Annotated in this window: 22 protein-coding genes; 12 read left to right on the top strand and 10 right to left on the bottom strand. The window is 69.5% G+C overall.

Going from position 1 to position 20,309, the window contains the following annotated elements; genetic code table 11:
* Positions 1 to 46: 46 nt before the first annotated feature.
* The 3 genes from SLNSH_RS05510 to SLNSH_RS05500 all read right to left on the bottom strand — a co-directional run bounded on the left by SLNSH_RS05510 (position 47) and on the right by SLNSH_RS05500 (position 1,896).
* A complete protein-coding gene (locus SLNSH_RS05510; protein WP_158266686.1) occupies positions 47 to 679 on the bottom strand; it encodes a TadE/TadG family type IV pilus assembly protein in 633 nt (210 codons plus the stop codon).
* 12 nt (positions 680 to 691) lie between these two features.
* Positions 692 to 1,270: a TadE/TadG family type IV pilus assembly protein gene (locus SLNSH_RS05505; protein ID WP_158266685.1), complete on the bottom strand. Its 579-nt coding sequence runs from the start codon at positions 1,268 to 1,270 to the stop codon at positions 692 to 694.
* Between the two features lie 149 nt (positions 1,271 to 1,419).
* Complete coding sequence (locus tag SLNSH_RS05500; RefSeq protein WP_106335656.1) at positions 1,420 to 1,896, bottom strand: pilus assembly protein N-terminal domain-containing protein; 477 nt, start codon at positions 1,894 to 1,896, stop codon at positions 1,420 to 1,422.
* A 259-nt stretch (positions 1,897 to 2,155) separates the two neighbouring features.
* On the opposite strand from SLNSH_RS05500, the gene SLNSH_RS05495 reads away from it, so the two are divergent.
* The 9 genes from SLNSH_RS05495 to SLNSH_RS05455 all read left to right on the top strand — a co-directional run bounded on the left by SLNSH_RS05495 (position 2,156) and on the right by SLNSH_RS05455 (position 10,985).
* The gene (locus SLNSH_RS05495) at positions 2,156 to 2,329 is read left to right on the top strand and encodes a Flp family type IVb pilin (protein WP_106335655.1); all 174 of its coding nucleotides are present in this window, start codon (positions 2,156 to 2,158) and stop codon (positions 2,327 to 2,329) included.
* Positions 2,330 to 2,474: 145 nt separating this feature from the next.
* Positions 2,475 to 2,990, top strand: coding sequence for an A24 family peptidase (locus SLNSH_RS05490; protein WP_106335654.1), 516 nt, complete (start codon positions 2,475 to 2,477; stop codon positions 2,988 to 2,990).
* A 128-nt stretch (positions 2,991 to 3,118) separates the two neighbouring features.
* The gene (cpaB, locus tag SLNSH_RS05485) at positions 3,119 to 3,910 is read left to right on the top strand and encodes a Flp pilus assembly protein CpaB (RefSeq protein WP_106335653.1); all 792 of its coding nucleotides are present in this window, start codon (positions 3,119 to 3,121) and stop codon (positions 3,908 to 3,910) included.
* A gap of 23 nt (positions 3,911 to 3,933) precedes the next feature.
* Positions 3,934 to 5,385 (top strand): type II and III secretion system protein family protein, encoded by a 1,452-nt coding sequence (locus SLNSH_RS05480; RefSeq protein ID WP_106335652.1) that lies wholly within the window; start codon positions 3,934 to 3,936, stop codon positions 5,383 to 5,385.
* Positions 5,386 to 5,395: 10 nt separating this feature from the next.
* Positions 5,396 to 6,181, top strand: coding sequence for a CpaD family pilus assembly protein (locus SLNSH_RS05475; protein WP_106335651.1), 786 nt, complete (start codon positions 5,396 to 5,398; stop codon positions 6,179 to 6,181).
* A complete protein-coding gene (locus SLNSH_RS05470) occupies positions 6,181 to 7,455 on the top strand; it encodes a CtpF protein (RefSeq protein ID WP_425352975.1) in 1,275 nt (424 codons plus the stop codon). Before SLNSH_RS05475 ends, SLNSH_RS05470 begins: the two co-directional genes overlap by 1 nt.
* 52 nt (positions 7,456 to 7,507) lie before the next feature.
* A complete protein-coding gene (locus SLNSH_RS05465) occupies positions 7,508 to 8,986 on the top strand; it encodes a TadA family conjugal transfer-associated ATPase (RefSeq protein WP_106335650.1) in 1,479 nt (492 codons plus the stop codon).
* 19 nt (positions 8,987 to 9,005) lie between these two features.
* Positions 9,006 to 9,995: a type II secretion system F family protein gene (locus tag SLNSH_RS05460; RefSeq protein WP_106335649.1), complete on the top strand. Its 990-nt coding sequence runs from the start codon at positions 9,006 to 9,008 to the stop codon at positions 9,993 to 9,995.
* A gap of 12 nt (positions 9,996 to 10,007) precedes the next feature.
* A complete protein-coding gene (locus SLNSH_RS05455; RefSeq protein WP_245422069.1) occupies positions 10,008 to 10,985 on the top strand; it encodes a type II secretion system F family protein in 978 nt (325 codons plus the stop codon).
* Between the two features lie 96 nt (positions 10,986 to 11,081).
* Here the strand turns inward: SLNSH_RS05455 and SLNSH_RS05450 are convergent, their stop codons facing one another.
* The gene (locus SLNSH_RS05450) at positions 11,082 to 11,960 is read right to left on the bottom strand and encodes a tetratricopeptide repeat protein (protein WP_106335648.1); all 879 of its coding nucleotides are present in this window, start codon (positions 11,958 to 11,960) and stop codon (positions 11,082 to 11,084) included.
* 176 nt (positions 11,961 to 12,136) lie between these two features.
* Between SLNSH_RS05450 and SLNSH_RS05445 the strand changes: the two genes are divergently transcribed.
* The 3 genes from SLNSH_RS05445 to SLNSH_RS05435 all read left to right on the top strand — a co-directional run bounded on the left by SLNSH_RS05445 (position 12,137) and on the right by SLNSH_RS05435 (position 14,789).
* Positions 12,137 to 13,516 carry a leucyl aminopeptidase family protein gene (locus SLNSH_RS05445; RefSeq protein ID WP_106335647.1) on the top strand — a complete coding sequence of 460 codons (1,380 nt, stop codon included), beginning with the start codon at positions 12,137 to 12,139 and terminating at the stop codon, positions 13,514 to 13,516.
* A gap of 74 nt (positions 13,517 to 13,590) precedes the next feature.
* Positions 13,591 to 13,941 (top strand): MarR family transcriptional regulator, encoded by a 351-nt coding sequence (locus SLNSH_RS05440; RefSeq protein ID WP_106335646.1) that lies wholly within the window; start codon positions 13,591 to 13,593, stop codon positions 13,939 to 13,941.
* The gene (locus tag SLNSH_RS05435) at positions 13,938 to 14,789 is read left to right on the top strand and encodes a C40 family peptidase (protein WP_106335645.1); all 852 of its coding nucleotides are present in this window, start codon (positions 13,938 to 13,940) and stop codon (positions 14,787 to 14,789) included. The genes SLNSH_RS05440 and SLNSH_RS05435 overlap by 4 nt, the downstream gene beginning before the upstream one ends.
* A 181-nt stretch (positions 14,790 to 14,970) precedes the next feature.
* On the opposite strand, the gene SLNSH_RS05430 is transcribed toward SLNSH_RS05435, so the two are convergent.
* From SLNSH_RS05430 to SLNSH_RS05405, 6 genes are all read right to left on the bottom strand, one after another.
* Positions 14,971 to 15,915, bottom strand: coding sequence for a 2-hydroxyacid dehydrogenase (locus tag SLNSH_RS05430; RefSeq protein WP_106335644.1), 945 nt, complete (start codon positions 15,913 to 15,915; stop codon positions 14,971 to 14,973).
* 71 nt (positions 15,916 to 15,986) lie between these two features.
* Positions 15,987 to 17,315: a thymidine phosphorylase gene (gene deoA / locus SLNSH_RS05425; RefSeq protein WP_245422067.1), complete on the bottom strand. Its 1,329-nt coding sequence runs from the start codon at positions 17,313 to 17,315 to the stop codon at positions 15,987 to 15,989.
* 7 nt (positions 17,316 to 17,322) lie between these two features.
* Entirely contained in the window at positions 17,323 to 18,096 is a 774-nt protein-coding gene (gene deoC, locus SLNSH_RS05420) for a deoxyribose-phosphate aldolase (protein WP_106335642.1), read from the bottom strand.
* Complete coding sequence (locus SLNSH_RS05415) at positions 18,089 to 18,898, bottom strand: purine-nucleoside phosphorylase (protein ID WP_106335641.1); 810 nt, start codon at positions 18,896 to 18,898, stop codon at positions 18,089 to 18,091. The genes deoC and SLNSH_RS05415 overlap by 8 nt, the downstream gene beginning before the upstream one ends.
* Before the next feature lie 13 nt (positions 18,899 to 18,911).
* Positions 18,912 to 19,337 (bottom strand): cytidine deaminase, encoded by a 426-nt coding sequence (locus SLNSH_RS05410; RefSeq protein ID WP_106335640.1) that lies wholly within the window; start codon positions 19,335 to 19,337, stop codon positions 18,912 to 18,914.
* Positions 19,337 to 20,308 carry an ABC transporter permease gene (locus tag SLNSH_RS05405; RefSeq protein WP_106335639.1) on the bottom strand — a complete coding sequence of 324 codons (972 nt, stop codon included), beginning with the start codon at positions 20,306 to 20,308 and terminating at the stop codon, positions 19,337 to 19,339. The genes SLNSH_RS05410 and SLNSH_RS05405 overlap by 1 nt, the downstream gene beginning before the upstream one ends.
* Position 20,309 lies beyond the last annotated feature (1 nt).

The following is a 20,309-nucleotide window of genomic DNA, read 5'->3' as shown; positions in this document are numbered from 1 at the left end:
AGGTGGGCGCCTACAACCAGTCGATCTGACGACCGGCCGCTCCCGCTCAGCAGGGGCCGGAGGCTGCGGTCGGCTTGCCGCTGTTGGGGAAGTTGGGGTTGGCCACGTAGGTCGAGATGCGCGGGCGCATGAAGATGCGCTCCTGAAGCGTGAGCTGGCCGGTGATGATGTAGCCCACGGCGGGCGTGTAGGTGTAGCGCACTTCCGCGAGCACCAGCGACGTTCCGGGTTCGCGAAGCGAGGTCGGCACCTCGGAGGTGGCAAGGATCTGACCCTTCGGGATCGTGACGTAGTTGGTCGAGCTGTAGCTCCAGCAGGCGGTCGCCTCCCGAGAGGTGTCGGTGGAGATCGCGATGGAGGTCACCCGCATCTGCGCGTTGGCGCTGCTCAGGGGCGACAGCACCGCCGCGCCGGCGTTGAACACCTGCGTCAGGGACGTGTTGTCGGCGGTGTCGCTCTGGGTCACGAGGTCGGCGAGCGTGCGGGTCAGCAGCACGACCTTGCGGTCAGCGCTCAGCAACTGGCTGACTTCGACCGACCCGATGTAAAGCGCCAGCATCACCGGCAGGATCAGGGCGAATTCGACGGCGGCGACGCCCCGGCTGTCGGCGAAGGCGCGTCCGAAATGGCGAGCGAAGCCTGGCCTGGCGGCCAGCAGACCGGATCTCAGCATCGTCATCACCATCTCGGATCAGTTGAAGGGCTCGGTCTGGAAGGCCGCCGTCGCCATGATCAGCAGCTTGTTGCCATTCAGGTTGACGAAGCTCGGCCCGATCAGCGGCAGGATGATCGGGTAGGCGATCACCGCCCTCACGATGTTCACCGTCCGGGCGCCGCCCGGGGCGTAGGTGAAGCTGGTGGTGTCGAGGTTGCCGGCGTTCACGGGCGGCCTGGACAGATCGGCCGACGAGAAGGAGCTGGCGGTCCGCACATCGAGCTTCAGCATGGACTGGCAGTCGAACATGCCTTTGACACGGCTGCAGATCTCGGTCCTGAACCGCGTTTCGTCGAAGCCGCCGGCCTGCGCCTGGCCGGTCATGATCAGCCGCGACGCGTCGCTCACGGCTGTCTGCAGCACCTGCCCGGTGATGTGCACCATGGAGGTCTGGAAGATGGCGTAGATCAGCGCGATGAACGGGATCGACAGCATCGCGAATTCGATCGCGACAGAACCCCTGCGATTCCGGCGGAAGCGTTTGAACAGCGCGAGGGCGAGCCGCCCGGGTCGGGCGCCCCGGCGCGCTGTCCTCGCATTCGGCGAGGCGCTCATGGTCATCTCCGGCGGTGAGGCAAGTCCAAACATGGTCGGATCTTGCGTTGGGCCGGTTGATATTAGCTTGAGCGCGTGCGACGGGCGGCGCTGATCTTTCGATCAGACTTAATCAACGGTGAGCGGAACCGCGCGATTCCGCGGCGATGTCACTTCGCGAGATTGTTGCGGGCGGTGGTCTGGGCGCCGACGCTCTCGAAATGCTGCTTCTGGTCGCCCAGCGACAGGGTGGGCTGGCAACGCGGCGCGCAGGAATAGGTCTCGCGCTCCATGCCGCGCTGCACGATCACCATGTTGTCCGTGGCCGCTTCCACGCGGATCTTGGACTCGCCGATCACGGCGCCGCTCGCGTCCTGCGCGATCAGGTTGGTTTCGCCGTAAGCCTTTCCGGTCAGCACCATCGAGCCGTTCTTCTGCACGGCCACGTCGGCGATCATGGGGTTGCCGATCACGATCGTTGTCGCCTTCGGGGGCAGCTTGAGAACCTGCGCGTGGTCCGTCTGCACCACGATGCTGTCGACCGCGAGAGCCGGACCGCCGCAGAGCAGGGACAACCCGACACTGGCGAACGCCGACCGAAGAGCGGAGGACATCCCGCCCACACGCGCGTATGAAAGACGGCTCATGGCTCGAACCCTTGCTGAAACCTGGCAGCAGGGTGGTGGGATTTGGTGAATATTTAGCTAATTCCGGCGCGTTGTCGCCCGTTTCCGCTAAGTCGTCATTAACCCACAACCCCGCTGCACGCAAAAATTGCTTTTTGCATCGCCGGATTAACGCGTCTGCAACGGACCACAACCTATGGTGGTACTCGGTTCTGGCGGGTCGGGTGAACGGCACGAAGAACAGCCAGACGGATGCAACAGTGTTCGCAAGGAGCAGACCATGAAGACCGTTTTCTCGCGTTTCGTGAAGGATGAGTCGGGCGCCACCGCCATCGAGTACGGCCTGATCGCCGCCATCATCGCGGTGGGCATCATCGCCGCCCTCCAGGGCGTCCAGAGCAGCCTGAAGGGCACCTTCAACAAGATCAGCAGCAACGTCGCCAACGCCAACTGATCGGCGAGCGAGCGTTCGCGCTCTTCCAAACGGCCCCGGCCTCGCCCGGGGCCGTTTTGCATTGGGGGTGCGTAACCCCCGGTCAAGCTCTTAGGGCTATGCTGGGTCTCATTCAGTCCTGACAGTTTCCCGGAGCGTTTCGCTCATGACGATCACCGACGCCGCCCTCCTGCTGCTATTTCCGGCGCTGATGGCCTATGCGGCCTGCAGCGACCTCCTGTCCATGCGCATCTCGAACCGGGTGTCTCTCCTGATCGTGGCCGCCTTCGTCGCCATGGCCCTCGCAATGCGCCTGCCGCCGGGGGAATGGCTGATGCACGGCGCGGCCGGGGCCGCGGTTCTCCTCGTCACGTTCACCATGTTCGCGTTCGGCTGGATCGGCGGCGGCGACGCCAAGCTGGCCGCCGCCACTGCGCTTTGGCTGGGGTGGGGCGAGAGCCTCATGCAGTACGGACTCGCCTCCTCCCTGTTCGGCGGCGCCCTGACGCTGGCGCTGCTGCAGTTCCGCACGGTGCCTCTGCCGCGCTTCGCCCATTGGCCATGGCTGCTGCGATTGCACCACCGCGAGACGGGCATTCCCTACGGCATCGCCCTCGCAGCCGGAGGGCTCGCCGCCTTTCCGCAGTCACCGCTCTGGATGCTTGCCGTCACGGCGCATTGATCATTGTTGAAATTGCGGTAGATCAAGCCGCAAGTTGAAGCGGCATTACGCTTTCTTAACCATGAACCCCTGATCATCCGAACCATTGCAGGCCGAAGCTTTCGGCGGTGTGCTTTTGGATCGGGGTCATGACACCTGCACGTCTCGGCATTCTTGGCGTCGCGCTCACGGCCGGAGCGATCGCCGCCTATCTCGCCTCGGGGTCCCAGGACCCGGCGCCGGCGCCGGCCCCGGTCGCGGCGGCGCCCGCGATGAAGACGGTGGACGTCCTGGTGACGGCCAATGAGGTCCCGCTGGGCGGCACCGTCACCCAGAAGGACGTCAAGTGGCAGACCTGGCCCGCCGACGCGGCCGGCCCCGGAATGATCACGAAGCAGTCCTCCCCGGGGGGCGTCGAGGAGATCAACGGCGCCATCGCGCGTTCCTCCATGCTGGCGGGCGAGCCGGTCCGGCGGGAGAAAGTGGTGAAGGCCGAGAACGCGGGCGTGCTCTCGGCCCTGCTGCCCGCCGGCTCCAGGGCGCTCGCGATCACCATCGACAACCGCGGCGCCAACACCGCGGGCGGCTTCGTTCTTCCCAACGACCGGGTGGACGTCATCCGCACCTTCCGCGACGAGGCCGCCTCGAAAGTGCAAGGCGGGGATGTCGTGATCAGCGAGACCCTGCTGCGCAACATCCGCGTGCTGGCCATCGGGCAGAATATCCAGGAGCACAACGGCGAGAAGGTCGTGGTGGGCGAGACGGCGACGCTCGAACTCGACCCCCGGCAGGTCGAGACCGTGACGCTGGCCCAGCGCACGGGCCAGCTCTCGCTTGCGCTGCGCAGCCTCCAGGACGTGTCCAAGACGGACGACCAGATCGTCAAGTCGGAGGACGCAAGCCTCACGGTGGTCCGCTACGGGACGGCGTCGCAACGCTGATGAGCCAGGCAAGGAACACGACGATGAATCCCTTCCCTTCACGCCTGGCCCGCAGAATGCGGACCCTCGCGGCCTGCGCGGCGCTCCTGGCGGGCGCCGTGGCCGCCGAGCCCGCCCTCGCGCAGGTCAGCCCCTCGTCCATCTCCATCTCCGACTCGGAGGGCGGCCAGCCCCGGCGGGTCGACCTCGGCACCGGCAAGTCCGTGATCGTCGAGCTGCCGCGCGACGCCAAGGAGATCTTCGTCGCCAACCCGAAGGTCGCCAACGCCATCGTGCGCTCCACCCGCAAGATCTTCATCATCGGCGCCGCGGACGGCCAGACCAACGTCGTCGCCATGGACGCCGAGGGCCGGCAGATCGCCAACCTCGACGTCAATATCGGCCGCGACCTTGACGTCCTTCGCCGCCTGCTGAAGACCGCCATGCCGGGCAGCGAGATCAACGTGGTGGCCGTGCAGGACACCATCGTGCTGACCGGCTCCGTCGCCTCCGCCGGGGACGCGCTCCAGGCCGTCGACATCGCCAAGGGCTTCGTTGGCGCCAGCGCGGTCGGCGGGACCGCCGTCAGCGGCACGGTCGTGAACTCGATCACCGTGCGCGGGCGTGACCAGGTCATGCTGAAAGTCACGGTGGCCGAGATCCAGCGCTCCGTCCTGAAGCAGCTCGGCGTGCACATGAACGGGTCGTGGCAGCTGGGCAACTTCACCGGCAGCGGGCTCATCGACGCGCCGCTCTCCCTCTCGCGCCAGGCCATTTCTGACACCGTCCTCAGGGCGAGCATCAACGGCCTCACCGTCACCCTGAACGCCGCCGAGCGCGCCGGCGTGATGCGCACCCTCGCGGAGCCGACGCTCACCGCGATCTCTGGCGAGAGCGCCAAGTTCATGGCCGGCGGCACGATCCCGGTTCCGGGCAGCTACTCCTGCGACGCGAGCGGGGCCCGCTGCACCTACGGCGTCGAATACAAGCCCATCGGCGTGGCGCTGAACTTCACGCCGATCGTGCTTTCCGAGGGCCGCATCAGCCTGCACGTGTCCACCGACGTCACGGACATCGACTACGGCAACCAGATGACCATCGGCACCAACACCCAGGCGCCCGGCTTCAAGACCCGCAAGGTCGAGACCACCGTGGAGCTGCCCTCCGGCGCTTCGCTGGTCTCCGCCGGCCTCATCCAGACCCGCAGCGGCCAGGTCATCAACGGCTTCCCGGGCCTCATGAACCTGCCGGTGATCGGCGCGCTGTTCCGCTCCCGCGACTACCAGCGCGAGGACAGCGAGCTGCTGATCACGGTGACACCCTACATCGCCAAGCCGACCAATCCGCAGGAGATCGCGAGGCCGACAGACGGGTTCCTCGATCCGGCCGACCCGCAGACGATCCTGCTCGGACGCCTCAACCGCATCTACGGCGTCAACAACGGCGCGGCCGCGAAGGCTGCGTACAAGGGCCGCGCGGGCTTCGTGGTGGACTGAGGAGAGGGCGATGCCGACCATTCATTCCACCCCGACCCGTGCCGAGGCCTCCATGCCGTCCCGTTCTCTCCGCCGCGCTTCCGCGCCGCGGTCCCGCTGGGCCGCCCTGGGCCTGGCCGTGCTCGTCGCGGGCGCCGCGGCTGGCTGCAAGTCCGAGGCGACCACCGGCTCCCTGGCCGCGCAGGACTACCGGGTGCGCCACCCCATCGCGCTCACCTATGCGCCCACCACCCTGGACGTCTTCCTCAGCCGCAACATGGTCGGCGTCGACGCCCGCCAGACGGCCGACCTGAGGACCTTCGCCGCGGACTACCGCAAGAATGGCCGCGGACCGCTGACGATCCTGGCGCCTCGCGACCCGGCCGCCCCGGCCGCGTCCGACCGGGCGGCGGCCTCCGTGCGGTCGGTGCTCGCGGGGGCGGGCGTGAGCGGGCGCTACGTGCAGGTCCAGTCCTATCCGGGCAATGGCGACTCCCTGGCCAACCCCATCCGGCTGGTCTTCAGCAAGCTGCAGGCCAAGGTCGCGACCCAGTGCGGCACCTGGAACGACGACCTGGGCGAAAGCCCGCAGGCGAAGTCCTGGCGCAACCAGCAGCACTACGATTTCGGCTGCTCGTACCAGACAGCCCTGGCCAACCAGGTGGCGGACCCGATCGACCTGCAGCGCGGCCGCACCGAGGACCGCGCCGACGTCCTTCGCCGCATGAAGGTGTTCGACGACGCCCGCAAGGGGGTCGATCCGAGCACCTCGTGGAAGACGGAACAGGCCAAGGTCACCGGCAGCGGAGGCAACTGATGAACACAGGCATGGCCGCCCGCCAGCTGGACGACGCGGAGGGCTCCGCGTCCTCCGTGCACATCGCCAATGTGCCGAGGATCGCCATTCAGGCCTTTTGCGAAACGCCGGGCGTCGCAGGCGCGATCGAGAGCTCGACCGCCGACCGGCGCATGGGCAAGGCCCACGTGAAGGTCCAGATGGGCGGCGCCCAGGCGGCCGCGGAGGTCTACCGCACGGCCGCGACTCCCAACCTGATCGTCCTGGAATACGCGCAGGGCGACGGAAGCGCGCTGCTGCGCTCGCTGGACGAGCTCGCCGAGTCGTGCGACGCCGGCACCAAGGTGGTCATCGTCGGCCACGTGAACGATGTCGCGCTCTACCGGGAGCTGCTGCGTCGCGGCGTCAGCGACTACCTGATCGCGCCCATCTCGGCCATCGACTTCATCCGCGCCATTTCCGAGCTCTACACGGCGCCCGGCGCTGAGCCGCTGGGCCGCACCATCTCGGTGATCGGGGCCAAGGGCGGCGTGGGCGCTTCGACCGTGGCCCACAACCTGGCCTGGTCCATCTCGCGCGCGCTCTCGACCGCCACGGTCATCGCCGACCTCGACCTCCCGTTCGGCACCGCAGGCCTGGACTTCAACCAGGATCCCCCCCAGGGCGTGGCCGAGGCCGTGTTCTCGCCCGACCGGCTCGACGCCGGCTTCCTGGACCGGCTTCTGTCCAAGTGCGCCGACCAGTTGAGCCTGCTGGCCGCGCCGGCCACGCTCGACCGGCTCTACGACTTCGCCGAGTCGAGCTTCGACGGCGTGATCGATCTCATGCGGGCCTCCACGCCCTGCATCGTCCTCGACGTTCCGCACCAGTGGACAGCCTGGACCAGGCGCATCCTGGTCGGATCGGACGACATCGTGCTGGTGGCCTCGCCCGACCTCGCCAACCTGCGCAACGCGAAGGTCCTGATGGACGTGCTGAGCCAGTCGCGCGTGCACGACCGTCGCCCGAAGCTGATCCTGAACATGCACGGGGTGCCGAAGCGGCCGGAGATCGCCCCCGCCGAGTTCGCGAAGGCGCTGGAATGCGAGGCGGCCGCCGTGATCCCGTTCGATCCGCATCTGTTCGGCACGGCCGCCAACAACGGCCAGATGATCGCGGAGATTCAGGCTGGCGGGAAGATCGCCGAGACCTTCGTGGACCTGGCCCGCGCGGTAGTGGGCAAGAGCGAACCCAAGAAAGCCAGCAAGTCGCTCTTGGCTCCGCTGCTGAGCCGGCTCGCCCGGGCGAAGGGCTGAAGGTGCGGCGGCGTTCACCTGCCTGAAACGTCAGGCGCGATAAGGAAGCGGAATGTTCGGCAAGCGCTCGAGTCCTGGAACGGGGGGATCCGGAGGTGGTTTGCGGCCGGCGCCGGCGGCGCCAGCCCTGCGGGCCGATCCGCCCCCGTTGTCCGTGCCCCAGCTGGATATCCCGGGAGCCGCGTCCGCCCCCAAGGCGCCGCCGCCGCCTCCTCCGGCGCCGGAGCGCGCGCGCTCGGACGACTACTACCAGACCAAGAGCACGATCTTCGGGGCCCTGATCGAGGCCATCGACCTGTCGCAGCTCAGCAAGCTCGACAGCGACGCGGCCCGCGAAGAGATCCGCGACATCGTCAACGAGATCATCTCGTTGAAGAACGTGGTGATGTCGATCGCCGAGCAGGAAGAGCTGCTCGACGACATCTGCAACGACGTGCTCGGATACGGCCCGCTCGAGCCGCTGCTGGCCCGCGACGACATCGCCGACATCATGGTGAACGGTCCCGACAAGACCTACATCGAGGTCTCCGGCAAGATCCAGCTCACCAACACCCGCTTCCGCGACGGCGCGCAGCTGATGAACATCTGCCAGCGCATCGTCAGCCAGGTCGGCCGCCGCGTCGACGAGTCCTCCCCGATCTGCGACGCGCGCCTGCCCGACGGCTCGCGCGTCAACGTGATCGCGCCGCCGCTCGCCATCGACGGCGCCGCCCTCACCATCCGCAAGTTCAAGAAGGACAAGCTCACCCTCGAGCAACTCACGAAGTTCGGGTCCATCAGCCCGGAGGGCGCGGAGGTTCTCAAGATCGTCGGGCGCGTCCGCTGCAATGTGGTGGTGTCCGGCGGCACGGGCTCGGGCAAGACGACCCTGCTGAACTGCCTGACCCGCTACATCGACGACGACGAGCGCATCATCACCTGCGAGGACGCGGCTGAGCTGCAGCTCCAGCAGCCCCACGTCGTCCGGCTGGAGACGCGCCCGCCGAACCTCGAGGGCAACGGCGCGGTCACCATGCGCGACCTCGTCAAGAACTGCCTCCGCATGCGTCCCGAGCGCATCATTGTGGGTGAGGTGCGCGGATCCGAGGCCTTCGACCTTCTGCAGGCCATGAACACCGGCCACGACGGGTCGATGGGCACGCTGCACGCCAACTCGCCGCGCGAGGCCCTGTCCCGTATCGAATCCATGATCACCATGGGCGGCTTCTCGCTGCCGTCCCGCACGATCCGCGAGATGATCTGCTCGTCCGTGGACGTGATCGTGCAGGCGGCGCGCCTGCGCGACGGCTCCCGCCGCATCACGCACATCACCGAGGTGATGGGCATGGAAGGGGACACCATCATCACCCAGGACATCATGGTCTACCGCATCCTGGGCGAGGACGCGAACGGCAGGCTGATCGGCCGGCACGAGTCGACCGGCATCGGCCGGCCAAGGATGTGGGAGCGCGCGCGCTACTACAACGAGGAGAAGCGCCTGGCGGCCGCGCTGGACGCGATGGAAGTCGTCGACGACAGCAAGCTGGCCTGACCGCCCGGGACCCTCCGCCATGGACATCAACAAGCTCGCAGTCGGCGCCCTGGCCGCCCTGGCGGTCGGCGGGGTCGCCTACGCGCTGATCTACCCGTACCTGACGGGCGCGATCCGGGGCGAGCAGCGCCAGAAGGCCCTCGCGGCGCCGACCGCCAGGGGGCCGCGATCCGGCGCCGCCTCCGCGGCCCTGAGTTCGACTGCCCGGCGCGACAAGGTCGCCCAGAGCCTCAAGGATATCGAGGCGCGGCAGAACGAGGCCACCAAGCTGACCCTGGAGCGCCGCATCGCCCAGGCGGGGCTCGACTGGTCCAAGCAGAAGTTTTTCGTGGTGTCCGCCGTCATCGGGGCGGTCGTCGGGATCGTCCTGATGGTCGTGTCCGGCCAGCCGATCGCCGCCGCGGCGGGCCTCTTCATCGGCGGGTTGGGCTTGCCGCGCTGGATCCTGGGTTTCCTGCGCAAGCGCCGCATGGCCAAGTTCACGGACGAGTTGCCGAACGCGATGGACGTCATCGTGCGAGGCATTCGATCCGGCCTGCCTTTGGGTGACTGCCTTCGCATAATCGCGTCGGAGTCGGCCGAGCCGGTCCGGACCGAGTTCCGCTACGTCGTGGAGGCCCAGACCATGGGCATGCCGGTGGGCGAGGCGGTCGCCAAGCTCTACGAGCGCGTGCCCGTCGCCGAGGCCAACTTCTTCGGCATCGTGATCGCCGTCCAGCAGAAGTCGGGCGGCAATCTCTCCGAGGTCCTGAGCAACCTCTCGCGCGTCATCCGCGACCGCAAGAAGATGCGGGGCAAGATCAAGGCCATGAGCATGGAGGCCAAGGCCTCCGCCTACATCATCGGCTCCCTGCCGATCTTCGTGGGCGCCTCGGTGTACGGCACGAGCCCCGACTACATCGAGCTGCTCTGGACCACCATTCATGGCCGCATGTTCATGGGCCTGGGCGCCTTCATGATGGTCATGGGCGCCCTGGTCATGCGCAAGATGATCAACTTCGATATCTGACGGAGCTACGCCGTGCTCACAGCTCTGATCAGGAAATTCAGCGACCCCAGCTTTATCATCATGATCTGCGCCGCAGTCGCGGCCGCGGCAACGGTGATCACGCTGGCGCTTCCCCTGCTGGAGACGGACAGGCTGCAGAAGCGCATGCGCGCGGTCTCGAGCGAGCGCGAGGCCATCCGCGCGCGCGAGCGCGAGCGCCTGGGCCGCGCGGGCGAAAAGGCCACGCTGCGCCAGACGCCCAAGGCCTACATGAAGCAGGTGGTCGACCAGTTCAGCCTCGACAAATGGCTCGGCACCGAGAACGCCCGCGTGCTGCTCAGCCAGGCGGGGTTCCGCGGCCCGCAGGCGGAGATCGCCTTCCTGTTCTTCCGGCTGGTGGCGCCGGTGGTCGGACTGCTGGGCGCAGGCGTCTACGCGTTCGGCATCTGGCAGACCGAGCAGCCGCTCTTCGTGAAGCTTGGCGTGGCGCTCGCGGGCGCCTATGCGGGCATCAAGGCCCCGGAGCTCTACGTCAAGAACGCCATCACGAAGCGCCAGCAGAGCATGCGCCTCGCCTTCCCGGACGCCCTCGACCTGCTGCTGATCTGCGTCGAATCCGGCATGTCGCTGGAGCACGCCTTCCGGAAGGTGGCGACCGAGATCGGCAACCAGTCCGTGGCGCTCGCCGAGGAGTTCACCCTGGTCACGGCGGAGCTGTCCTTTCTGCCCGACCGGCGCCAGGCCTTCGAGAACCTCAGCCAGCGCACCGGGCTGGAGGTGGTGAAGAGCGTCTGCACCGCGCTGGTCCAGGCCGAGCGCTACGGCACGCCCCTCGGCCACGCCCTGCGCGTGCTCGCCCAGGAAGGCCGCGACGAGCGCATGAACGCCGCCGAGAAAAAGGCGGCCGCCCTGCCGCCGAAGCTCACCGTGCCGATGATCCTGTTCTTCCTGCCGGTGCTGCTGATCGTGATCCTCACCCCGGCGGTGATCCGCGTCTACGAGTGGAACTGACCGCCAGCGACGTGGGCCGGCCCGGCCGCACGACCCCGAAATGGAAAAGCCCGGCTCAGGCCGGGCTTTTGCGTCCAAAGGGGGCGTGGCCGTCGACTAGTCCGCCTGGGCGGTCTGGCCCGCTGCGCCGGCCTGGACAGGCGAGGCCTTCGCAGCCGTGCTGGATCCGCGAGGCGCCGCCTTGCCGTCGAGCTTGCGGATCTGGGCCCAGCTGTTCGGCTGGGCGACCATCTGGCGGATGGCCGCCACGCTCTGGGCAGCCTCGATGGGGGCGAGATCCTGCCGCGACACCGCTTCCGCTTCGCTGAACTTGCCCTGCAGGCCCAGCACGAGCGCGAGGTTCTGGCGGACGCGCATGTCCGCCCCCGGCAGCTGCGCCGCCGTCCGCAACGTGCTCTCCGCCTCGGGGAGGCGGCGCGACAGCGCGTAGGAGAGGCCGAGATTGGACATCACGCCCGGGTCGTTGGGATGGAGCCGCAGCGCCGCCTCGTAGAGACCCTGGGCCTCGGCCTGGTTGCCGAGCTGGTCCGCCACGGCGCCCTGGGCGGACAGCACGCGCCAGTCCGGCCGCTCGGGCGTGTGCGCCCGGGCCAGCACGTCGCGCGCCTGCTCGAGCTGGCCGATCTCGCTCAGCGCCTTGCCGTAGGCGGCGAGGATCTCCTTGTCCTTGGGGGACTTGATGGCGGCCGCCTGCAGCACGGCCACGGCCTGCTGGCGCTGGTCGATCATGCGCAGCGCGTGCGCATAGTTGAGGCTGATCGTCTTGTCCGCCGGCTTCGCGTCGTACTTGCGGCCCCAGTCCTCCGCGGCGGCCCGCCAGGCCGCCTCCGTCCGCGGGCCCGAGGAGACGGCCAGGGAGCCGGTGGTGTCCGGCCCGTCCTTCTTGCACCCGGCGGCCGTCAGCGCGAGCGCGCCGACGCAGGCCAGGAGCAGGGGCCGCAGGCGCAGGGGGCCGGGGCGGGCGTGAACGCGCATGAAACTCTCCAAAGAGTCGCGGCGGCGACTGGCACCATCAATGGCTTGTTAAGCCTAATGCGCGGTTAACGGGGCGCCCGCTGCAGCCCGCGCGCGGGCCTGCAAGCAGGTCCAGCTGGCGCTTGCAGGCGGGGAGGGGCGTGCTATCCAGCCTTGTGACCGCACGGAAGGCCATCATGATCGAGATCCTGCCGCACTCCTCCGCCATTGCCGCCGCCCCGATCCGCTTCGTCACTCCGGAGAGTTGGCGCGAGGTGGCGGAAAGCTACGGCTCCCAGGCGGGGGCTTTCGCGCAGGCGAGCGGCTTCGCGGGCGCTGCGGGCGCGGTCGCCCTGCTGCCTTCCGCCGAGGGCGGGATCGCCGCGGTGCTGTTCGGCGACGACGCAGGCGCCGGGCGCCGCGACCCGTTCCATGCCGGCAAGCTCGCCTCCGCGCTGCCGGCCGGGACCTACCGCTTGGAGTCCGGCGCCTCGGAGCTGGCGGCCCTGGCCCTTCGTCTCGGCTCCTACCGCTTCGATCGCTATCGCAAGCCCTCCGACAAGGCCGTCTCGGTGATCGTCCCAGAGGGCGTGGACGCCGCGGCCGTCACCCGGATCGCGGACGCCGTGGCGCTCGGCCGCGACCTCATCAACACGCCCGCCAACGACCTCGGCCCGGCGGAGCTGGAGCAGGCCGTGCGTTCGCTCGCAGCGCGCCACAGGGCCGCCGTGAGGGTCGTTTCGGGCGACGACCTCCTGGCGGAGAATTTCCCGATGGTCCACGCGGTGGGCCGCGCCTCGAGCCGCGCCCCCAGGCTCATCGACCTCACCTGGGGCGAGAGCTTCAATCCCAAGGTGACGCTCGTCGGCAAGGGCGTCTGCTTCGACACCGGCGGGCTGAACATCAAGCCGGATGCCTCCATGCTCCTGATGAAGAAGGACATGGGCGGCGCCGCCACGGCGCTCGCGGCCGCCCAGATGGTGATGGAGGCGCGGCTGCCGGTTCGGCTGCGCGTCATCATCCCGGCCGTGGAGAACAGCATCTCCGGCTCGTCCTTCCGGCCCGGAGACGTGCTGCCGAGCCGCAAGGGCCTGACGGTCGAGATCGGCAACACGGACGCGGAAGGCCGCCTGATCCTGGCCGACGCCCTGGCGCTGGCCGACGAGGACGAGCCCGAGCTGCTGCTCGACTTCGCCACCCTCACGGGCGCCGCGCGCGTCGCGCTCGGGCCGGAGCTGCCGCCGTTCTACACGGATGACGAAGGCCTCGCGGCCGAACTCGCCATGGCGGCGGAGGCGGTGAACGACCCCGTGTGGCGCCTGCCGCTCTGGAAGCCCTACCGGACGATGCTCGACTCCAAGATCGCCGACATCAACCACATCGGCGGCTCCTTCGCGGGCTCGGTCACGGCGGCGCTCTTCCTGCGCGGGTTTGTGGAGAAGACGACCGCTTACGCCCATTTCGACATCTACGGCTGGGTCCCCTCGGCGAAGCCGGGGCGCCCCGAGGGCGGCGAGCCCCAGGCCGCGCGCCTCGTCTACCGCGTGCTGCAGGACCGCTACGGAAGGCGCTCTTAACGCTGCCCGACGGCCGCGCTTGCCTTGGCGGGCGCGCTGGCGGAAAGTTCGGATCCGAAACGATCGGATCCCGCATGGCAGTCGCGCTCCGCCCTCTCCAGGCCCTGAAGCTCTGGCATGACGTCACCCTGGAGCTGGTGCGCGACGGCGAGCAGGACCTGTCCGCCCGCCAGACCGCGATCCTGCTCACGATCTACCTGGAGGCGCCGCCCCACACGGTGCGGGGCCTCGCCCGGAAGCTCGGCGTCACCAAGCCCGCCATCACCCGCGCCCTCGACACCATGGGCAAGATGGAGCTGGTGAGCCGAAAGCGCGACGAGATGGACAGGCGCAACGTGGTCGTGCAACGAACCGTAAAAGGCGCGCTGTATGTTGAGAAGCTCGGCGACGTGATCGTCGCGCGCGCCAGGGATTTGCCACGATGACCTCCTTCGACCGGCGACTGACCCCCCTCCGCCCCGATCTCGCCGCCGCTCACCTGCGCGGCCAGGTGGACGCGCCAGCGTTCGCCGAGCCCCGCCCCATGCGGGTCGTGGCGCCCGCGGCCTGGCTGCGCCGCTCACCGGCGCCGGACTCCCCCGTGGACACCGAGGCGCTGTTTGGCGAGGGCTTCGCCGCCTACGAGATCACGGACGAGGGCTGGGCCTGGGGGCAGCTCGAGACGGACGGCTATGTCGGCTGGGTCTCGGCCGAAGCGCTGGCTCCCGCGGCGGCCGCCCCGACCCACAAGGTGGCGACCCTGCGGACCTTCGTGTACCCGGGCCCGAGCATCAAGCTCACCCCGACCGCGGCGCTGTCCATCGGCTCGCGCGTGACGGTGAGCCGCGAGCAGGGCGACTTCGCCGCGCTCGCGACCGGCGGCTTCGTGTACGCTGCCCACCTGGCGCCGCGGGATTCAGCCGAGTCGGATTTCGTGACTGTCGCCGAGCGGTTCCTGGGCGCGCCCTATCTCTGGGGCGGCCGCACCAGCCTTGGCCTGGACTGCTCCGGGCTCGTGCAGGTGTCGATGGCCGCCGCCGGCCGCCCCGCGCCCCGCGACAGCGACCTCCAGGAAGCCGGCCTGGGCGCGCCCGCGCCCAACTGGGAGCAGAGCGGCCTTCGCCGCGGCGATCTCGTCTTCTGGAAGGGTCACGTCGGCATCATGCAGGACGCCGAACGCCTGCTGCACGCCAACGGGACGCACATGCTGGTCATCTCGGAACCCTTCGCAGAGGCTCGCGCCCGCATCCTGGAGAAGACCGGCGCGGACGTGACGAGCGTCCGCCGCCCGTAGGACGCCTCACCGGGAAAGGCGTCCCCAANCCGTAGGACGCCTCACCGGGAAAGGCGTCCCCAATCCGTCATCGCGAGGAGCGCAGCGACGAAGCGATCCAGCGGATGGACCGTTCTGGATTGCTCGCTCGCAGTGACGGAGGGCCGTCTCTCCACCCCGCCCGCGGGAGGAAGTGGGGACGTCAATACCCCGTCCCCCGATCCACCAGATGCTGGAAGGGCTCGCCGGCCTCGTAGCGGCGGATCTGCTCGGCGACGAGGCTCACGACGGCCTCCGGCTCCGACATCGCCGCGTTGTGCGGCGTGACCGTCACGCGCGGGTGGACCCACAGCGGCGAGTCCTGCGGCAGCGGCTCCGTCTCGAACACGTCCAACGTCGCGCTGGCGAGGGCGCCGTTGTCCAGGCAGGCCAGGATGTCCGCCTCGACCTGCAGGCCGCCGCGGCCCGCGTTGATGAGGTGCGCGCCGCCCACGCGCCCGTCGCGGGCCAGCCCCGACAGGAGCGCGCGGTTGATGAAGCCGCGCGTGTCGTCCGTGAGCGGCAGCAGGCTCACAAGGATATCGGTGCGCGCCAGGAAGGGCTTGAGTCCCTCCGGTCCCGCGTAGGTCGCGAGCCCCGGAATGTCCTTAGGGCTGCGCCCCCAGCCCGCCACGTCGAAGCCCATGAGCTGGAGCTTGCGCGCGGCGTCCTGCCCCAGCACGCCCGTGCCCAGCACGCCGACGCGCACGGAACGGGCGGCTGGCTGGCGGTCGTCGTCCTCCCAGCGCCGTTCCGCCTGCTGGCGCACGTAGCGCATCTGCTGCCGAAGGATCTTGAGGCAGTGGAGGACGACGTACTCGCTCATGCGGTTCGTCAGGTCCGGGTCCACCACGCGCAGGATCGGCACGTCGGGCAGCTTGGGATCGGACAGCAGGTGGTCGACCCCGGCGCCCAGCGAAAAGATCGCCTCCAGGTTCGGCAGCCCCGCGAAGGAGCCGGCCGGCGCCTTCCAGGCCACGGCGTAGTGCACGGCCCGGCGGTCGAACACGTCGCCCGGGACCACGATGTCGCGCCCAGGCAATGTCGCCTGGAGGCGCGCGACCCATTTGTCCGCGTCCCAGCCGCGGATGGCTGCCAAGATCGTCATGGCGAGAACCCCTGCGCCGGCCTGCCCCGCCGGCGTGCTTCATTTGACGGCATGATCGCTCCTGGCCCCGCTCAGGGTCCAGGGTTTTCCGCGGCGAACCGGGCCACGACGGCCGAAAGCGGCTCGGTTTCCGAACCTCCAACCGTGTAGGCGCCCGCCAGGGCGCGAGCGGCGGCCTCGGCCTGGTCTTCGGTCCGGGCGTGAACGAAGCCGATTACGCCATCCGACGGGAGCTCCGTCCCGATCTCGGCGAGGTCGGTGAAACCGACTGCGTGGTCGATCGCGTCCTGCGGCCGCGTCCGACCGCCTCCCAACGCCACCACGGCGACCCCCACCGCCCGCGTGTCGATCGCCGTCACCGCGCCCGCCTTCGGCGCCTGCACGGGGCGGACCACCGGCGCCGACGGCAGGTGGGCCTCGAAGCGCTCCACGAAATCGGCCGGCCCGCCCAGCGCCTCGACCATCCGGCCGAAGGTTTCCGCCGCCTGGCCGGAGTGGATCGCCGCGTCGATGCGGGCCCAGCCGTCCTCGATGGACTCGGCCAGGCCGCCGAGAAGCAGCATCTCTCCCCCGAGCGCCACGACGACCTCGTGCAGCCGCTCGTCGCGGCGCGCCCCCGTGAGGTAGCGCACGGCGTTCGCCACCTCGACGGCGTTGCCGGCAGCGCTCGCGAGCGGCTGGTCCATGGCGGTGATGAGCGCCGTGGTGGGAAGATCGGCGCCCGCCGCGACCTCGGCCAGGCTCTCGGCGAGCTCCGCCGCGTCGTCCAGGGTAGGCATGAAGGCGCCGCCGCCGGCCTTCACGTCCATGACGAGGCCTTCGAGCCCCGCCGCGAGCTTCTTGGAGAGAATGGAGGCCGTGATCAGCGGGATGGACTCCACCGTCGCGGTCACGTCCCGGATGGCGTAGAGGCGCTTGTCCGCCGGCGCGAGGTCGGCGGTCTGGCCGATGATGGCGCAGCCCACATCGGACACCACACGCCGGAAGAGCTCGCTGTCCGGCTGCGAGTGATAGGCCGGGATTGCGTCGAGCTTGTCCAGGGTGCCGCCCGTGTGCCCCAGCCCTCGCCCGGAGATCATCGGCACGAAGCCGCCGCAGGCGGCCACGGCCGGGGCCAGCATCAGGCTGACATTGTCGCCCACGCCGCCAGTCGAGTGCTTGTCCAGGGCCGGGCCGGGAAGGTCCGGCCACACCATGGTGGCTCCGGAATCCACCATGGCGCGGGTGAGCGCGACCCGCTCGTCCAGGGTCATGCCCTGGAAGAACACGGCCATCGCGAAGGCGGCCGCCTGGCCCTCCGTGATCGCGCCGCTGGTCAGCCCGCGGATCAGGAACCCGATCTCCTCGGCCGAGAGCGTCTCGCCGTCGCGCTTCCGACGGATGATTTCCTGGGGAATCACACGAACCTCAATAGCGGCCGGGAGGGGGCGAGGGCGCAGCCGCGTCCCCGGAAATAGCGGACAGCAGGGCGGCATGAAGGCCGCTCGCGCCGATGCGGAAGGTGGAGGGCTTGGCCCAGCCCGGCCCCATGATGCGCTCCGCCAGTTGCACGTAGCCGGCGGCGTCCTCCAGGGTGCGGATGCCGCCCGCGGCCTTGAAGCCGACGGCCTTCCCGGAAGCCTTGATGGCCTGCAGCATGGTTTCCGCTGCGGCCGGCGTGGCCGAGACGGCGATCTTGCCCGTGCTGGTCTTGAGGAAGTCGGCGCCGTTCTCGATGGCGAGTTGGCTGGCTTCCGCGATGCTGGCCTGGTCCGGATAGGCGCCCGTCTCCAGGATCACCTTGAGCCGCTGGTTGCCCTGCAGGACCGCCTTGGCCTCGCGCACCATGCCGCCGGCTGTGTCGGAGTCGCCGCGCAGGAACGCCTTGTAGGGGAGAACGAGGTCGATCTCGTCTGCCCCGTCCCCGAGCGCCTCGCCCATGTCGTCGAGCACGCGCTCCAGGTCCTCGCCTCCGGCAGGGAAGTTGATCACGGTCGCGACTCGCACGCCGGTGTCCTTGAGCGAGCGGGCCGCCTCGCCCACGAACTGCGGCCAGACGCACACGGCGGCCGCATGCCCCTCAGGCGCGACCGCCCTGGCGCAGAGAAGCCGGATGTCCGCCGGGCCGCAATTGGCCTCCAGATTGGTCAGGTCCAGGAGGCCCAGGATGCGCCGGGCGAGCTCGGCCTTGCTGTCAGACATCGTCCAGTCCCTTCAGGAAAGCGAGCAGCAGCCGCTTCAGCGCGATGGCGCCGGCGCCCGCCACTGTCTTGGTTTCGCCATGGGACGGAACCGAGCCGTCGATCCCCGCGCCCATGTTGGTGATCATGGAGATGGCCGCCACGTCGATGCCGAAGCGGCGGGCCAGGATCACCTCCGGCACAGTGGACATGCCGACGAGGTCCGCGCCCAGCGCCTTCAGCATGCGGATCTCGGCCGGGGTCTCGAAGCTCGGGCCGGACACCCAGCAATAGACGCCCTCGTGCAGGCGCGCCCCACACTGCAGCGCGGCGCGCTTGAAGCGGGCCCGGAGACGCGGCGAATAGGCGTCGTTCATCGGCACGAAGCGCCGGTCGTCGAGGTCCCCGACCAGCGGGTTCGCGCCGGCCAGGTTGATGTGATCGCTGATCAGGGCGAGGTGCCCGGGATGCATGACCTTGTCGATGGCGCCGGCCGCGTTCGTGAGCACCACCGTGGTCACGCCCAGCCGGCTCAGCGTCTCGATGGGAGTGCGCATCCCGCTGGGGTCGCCCGTCTCGTAGTAGTGCGCGCGACCCTGCAGCAGCGCGACGCGCCGGCCCTCGATGCGGCCCACCACGAGGCGGCCGGCGTGGCCCGACACCGTGGCTCGCGGGAAGCCCGGGATCTCGGCGTACGGAATGGACACCGCGTCTTCGGCGAGGTCGGCGATGCCGCCGAGACCTGTGCCGAGCACGATGGCGAGGTCAACCCGGCCCCCGAGCTTCGGCTCGAGCAGGGCGACGGCGTCGTCGACGACGGACATGGAACTCTCCCCCTCAGCGCCCCTGCGGCTCGGGGGCCATTGCGTGTGGGCCGAAAGCGAGAGGCAGCAGCTCCTCGGCAGTAAAGCCGCGCCGGATGCCTTTCAAGTCCGCCGCCCACACGCGCGCGTTGTGGCCGCCGAACTCGAAAATGCGCTGGCGGCACGCCCCGCAGGGAGTCACCAGATTGGCGCCCTCCGCCGCCACGGCGATCTCGACGAGGTCCGTCTCCCCGGCGGCGACCATGGCCGCCAGCGCGCCCGCCTCCGCGCAGGTCCCGACCGGATAGGAGGCGTTCTCGACGTTCACCCCGGCGTAGATCCGGCCCGATCGGGCCCGCGCCGCGGCGCCCACCTTGTAGCCCGAATAGGGCGCATAGGCGTTCTCGCGCGCGGCCACGGCGGCTTCGAACAGGTCGGGCGGTCCTTCGGCCCCGCTCATCACCGCTCCTTCACATAGGGCAGGCCAGAGGCCCGCGGGGGAATCGCACGGCCGATGAAGCCCGCAAGAAGGACGACCGTCAACGCATACGGCAGGGCCTGGATCGCCTGCACGGGAACGAGTCCGATTCCGGGCATGCTGACACCCTGGAGGCGGATCGAGATGGCGTCCAGCAGCCCGAACAGGAAGCACGCCCCCAGGGCCGGCCAGGCCCGCCATTTGGCGAAGATCAGCGCCGCGAGCGCGATGAAGCCCTTGCCGGCCGTCATCTGGGGCAGGAAACCGGCCGCCTGCGCCAGCGAGAGGTAGGCGCCCCCGAACCCGCACAGGACGCCTGCGATGAGCACGGCGGCGTAGCGCAGCGCCGGCACGGACACGCCGGCTGTGTCCACCGCGGCCGGGTTCTCGCCTACCGCCCGGATGCGCAGCCCGAAGCGCGTGCGCTTCAGCGTGGCGGCCGTGAGCAGGGTCGCCAGCACGGCGGCATAGACCAGGACCGTGTGGCCCGACAGCACATCGGCGTACAACGGTCCGAGCGCCGGGATGCCGCGCGCCGCCTCCGCGCCCGGCAGCGTGATGGGCTCGAAACGTGCCGCGCCCTCCAGGGCCGGCGTCCGCCCGCCCTGGCCGTACCAGGCGTTGCCCACCAGCGCAGTAAGCCCGGCGGCCAGCATGTTGACCGCCACGCCCGATACGATCTGGTTCCCCCGCTGGGCGATCGCCGCGAAGCCGTGGACCAGCGCGAAGCCGAGCGAGGCCAGGACGCCGGCGCCGAGGCCCGTCCAGGCGCTGCCGGTCGCATGGGCCGCGGCCGCGGCCGCAAAGGCCGCCGCAAGCAGCTTGCCCTCCAGCCCGATGTCCACCACGCCCGAGCGCTCCGACCACAACCCAGCCAGGCACGCGAACAGCAGCGGCACGGAGAGCCGCACGCCGGAGTCGAACACCGCGATCGCGGCGGAGAGCTCCTCCATG

The sequence above is a fragment of the Alsobacter soli genome, from assembly GCF_003004785.1.
Taxonomy (GTDB): Bacteria; Pseudomonadota; Alphaproteobacteria; order Rhizobiales; family Beijerinckiaceae; genus Alsobacter; species Alsobacter soli.
This window is presented reverse-complemented; position numbering and strand designations above follow the sequence as displayed.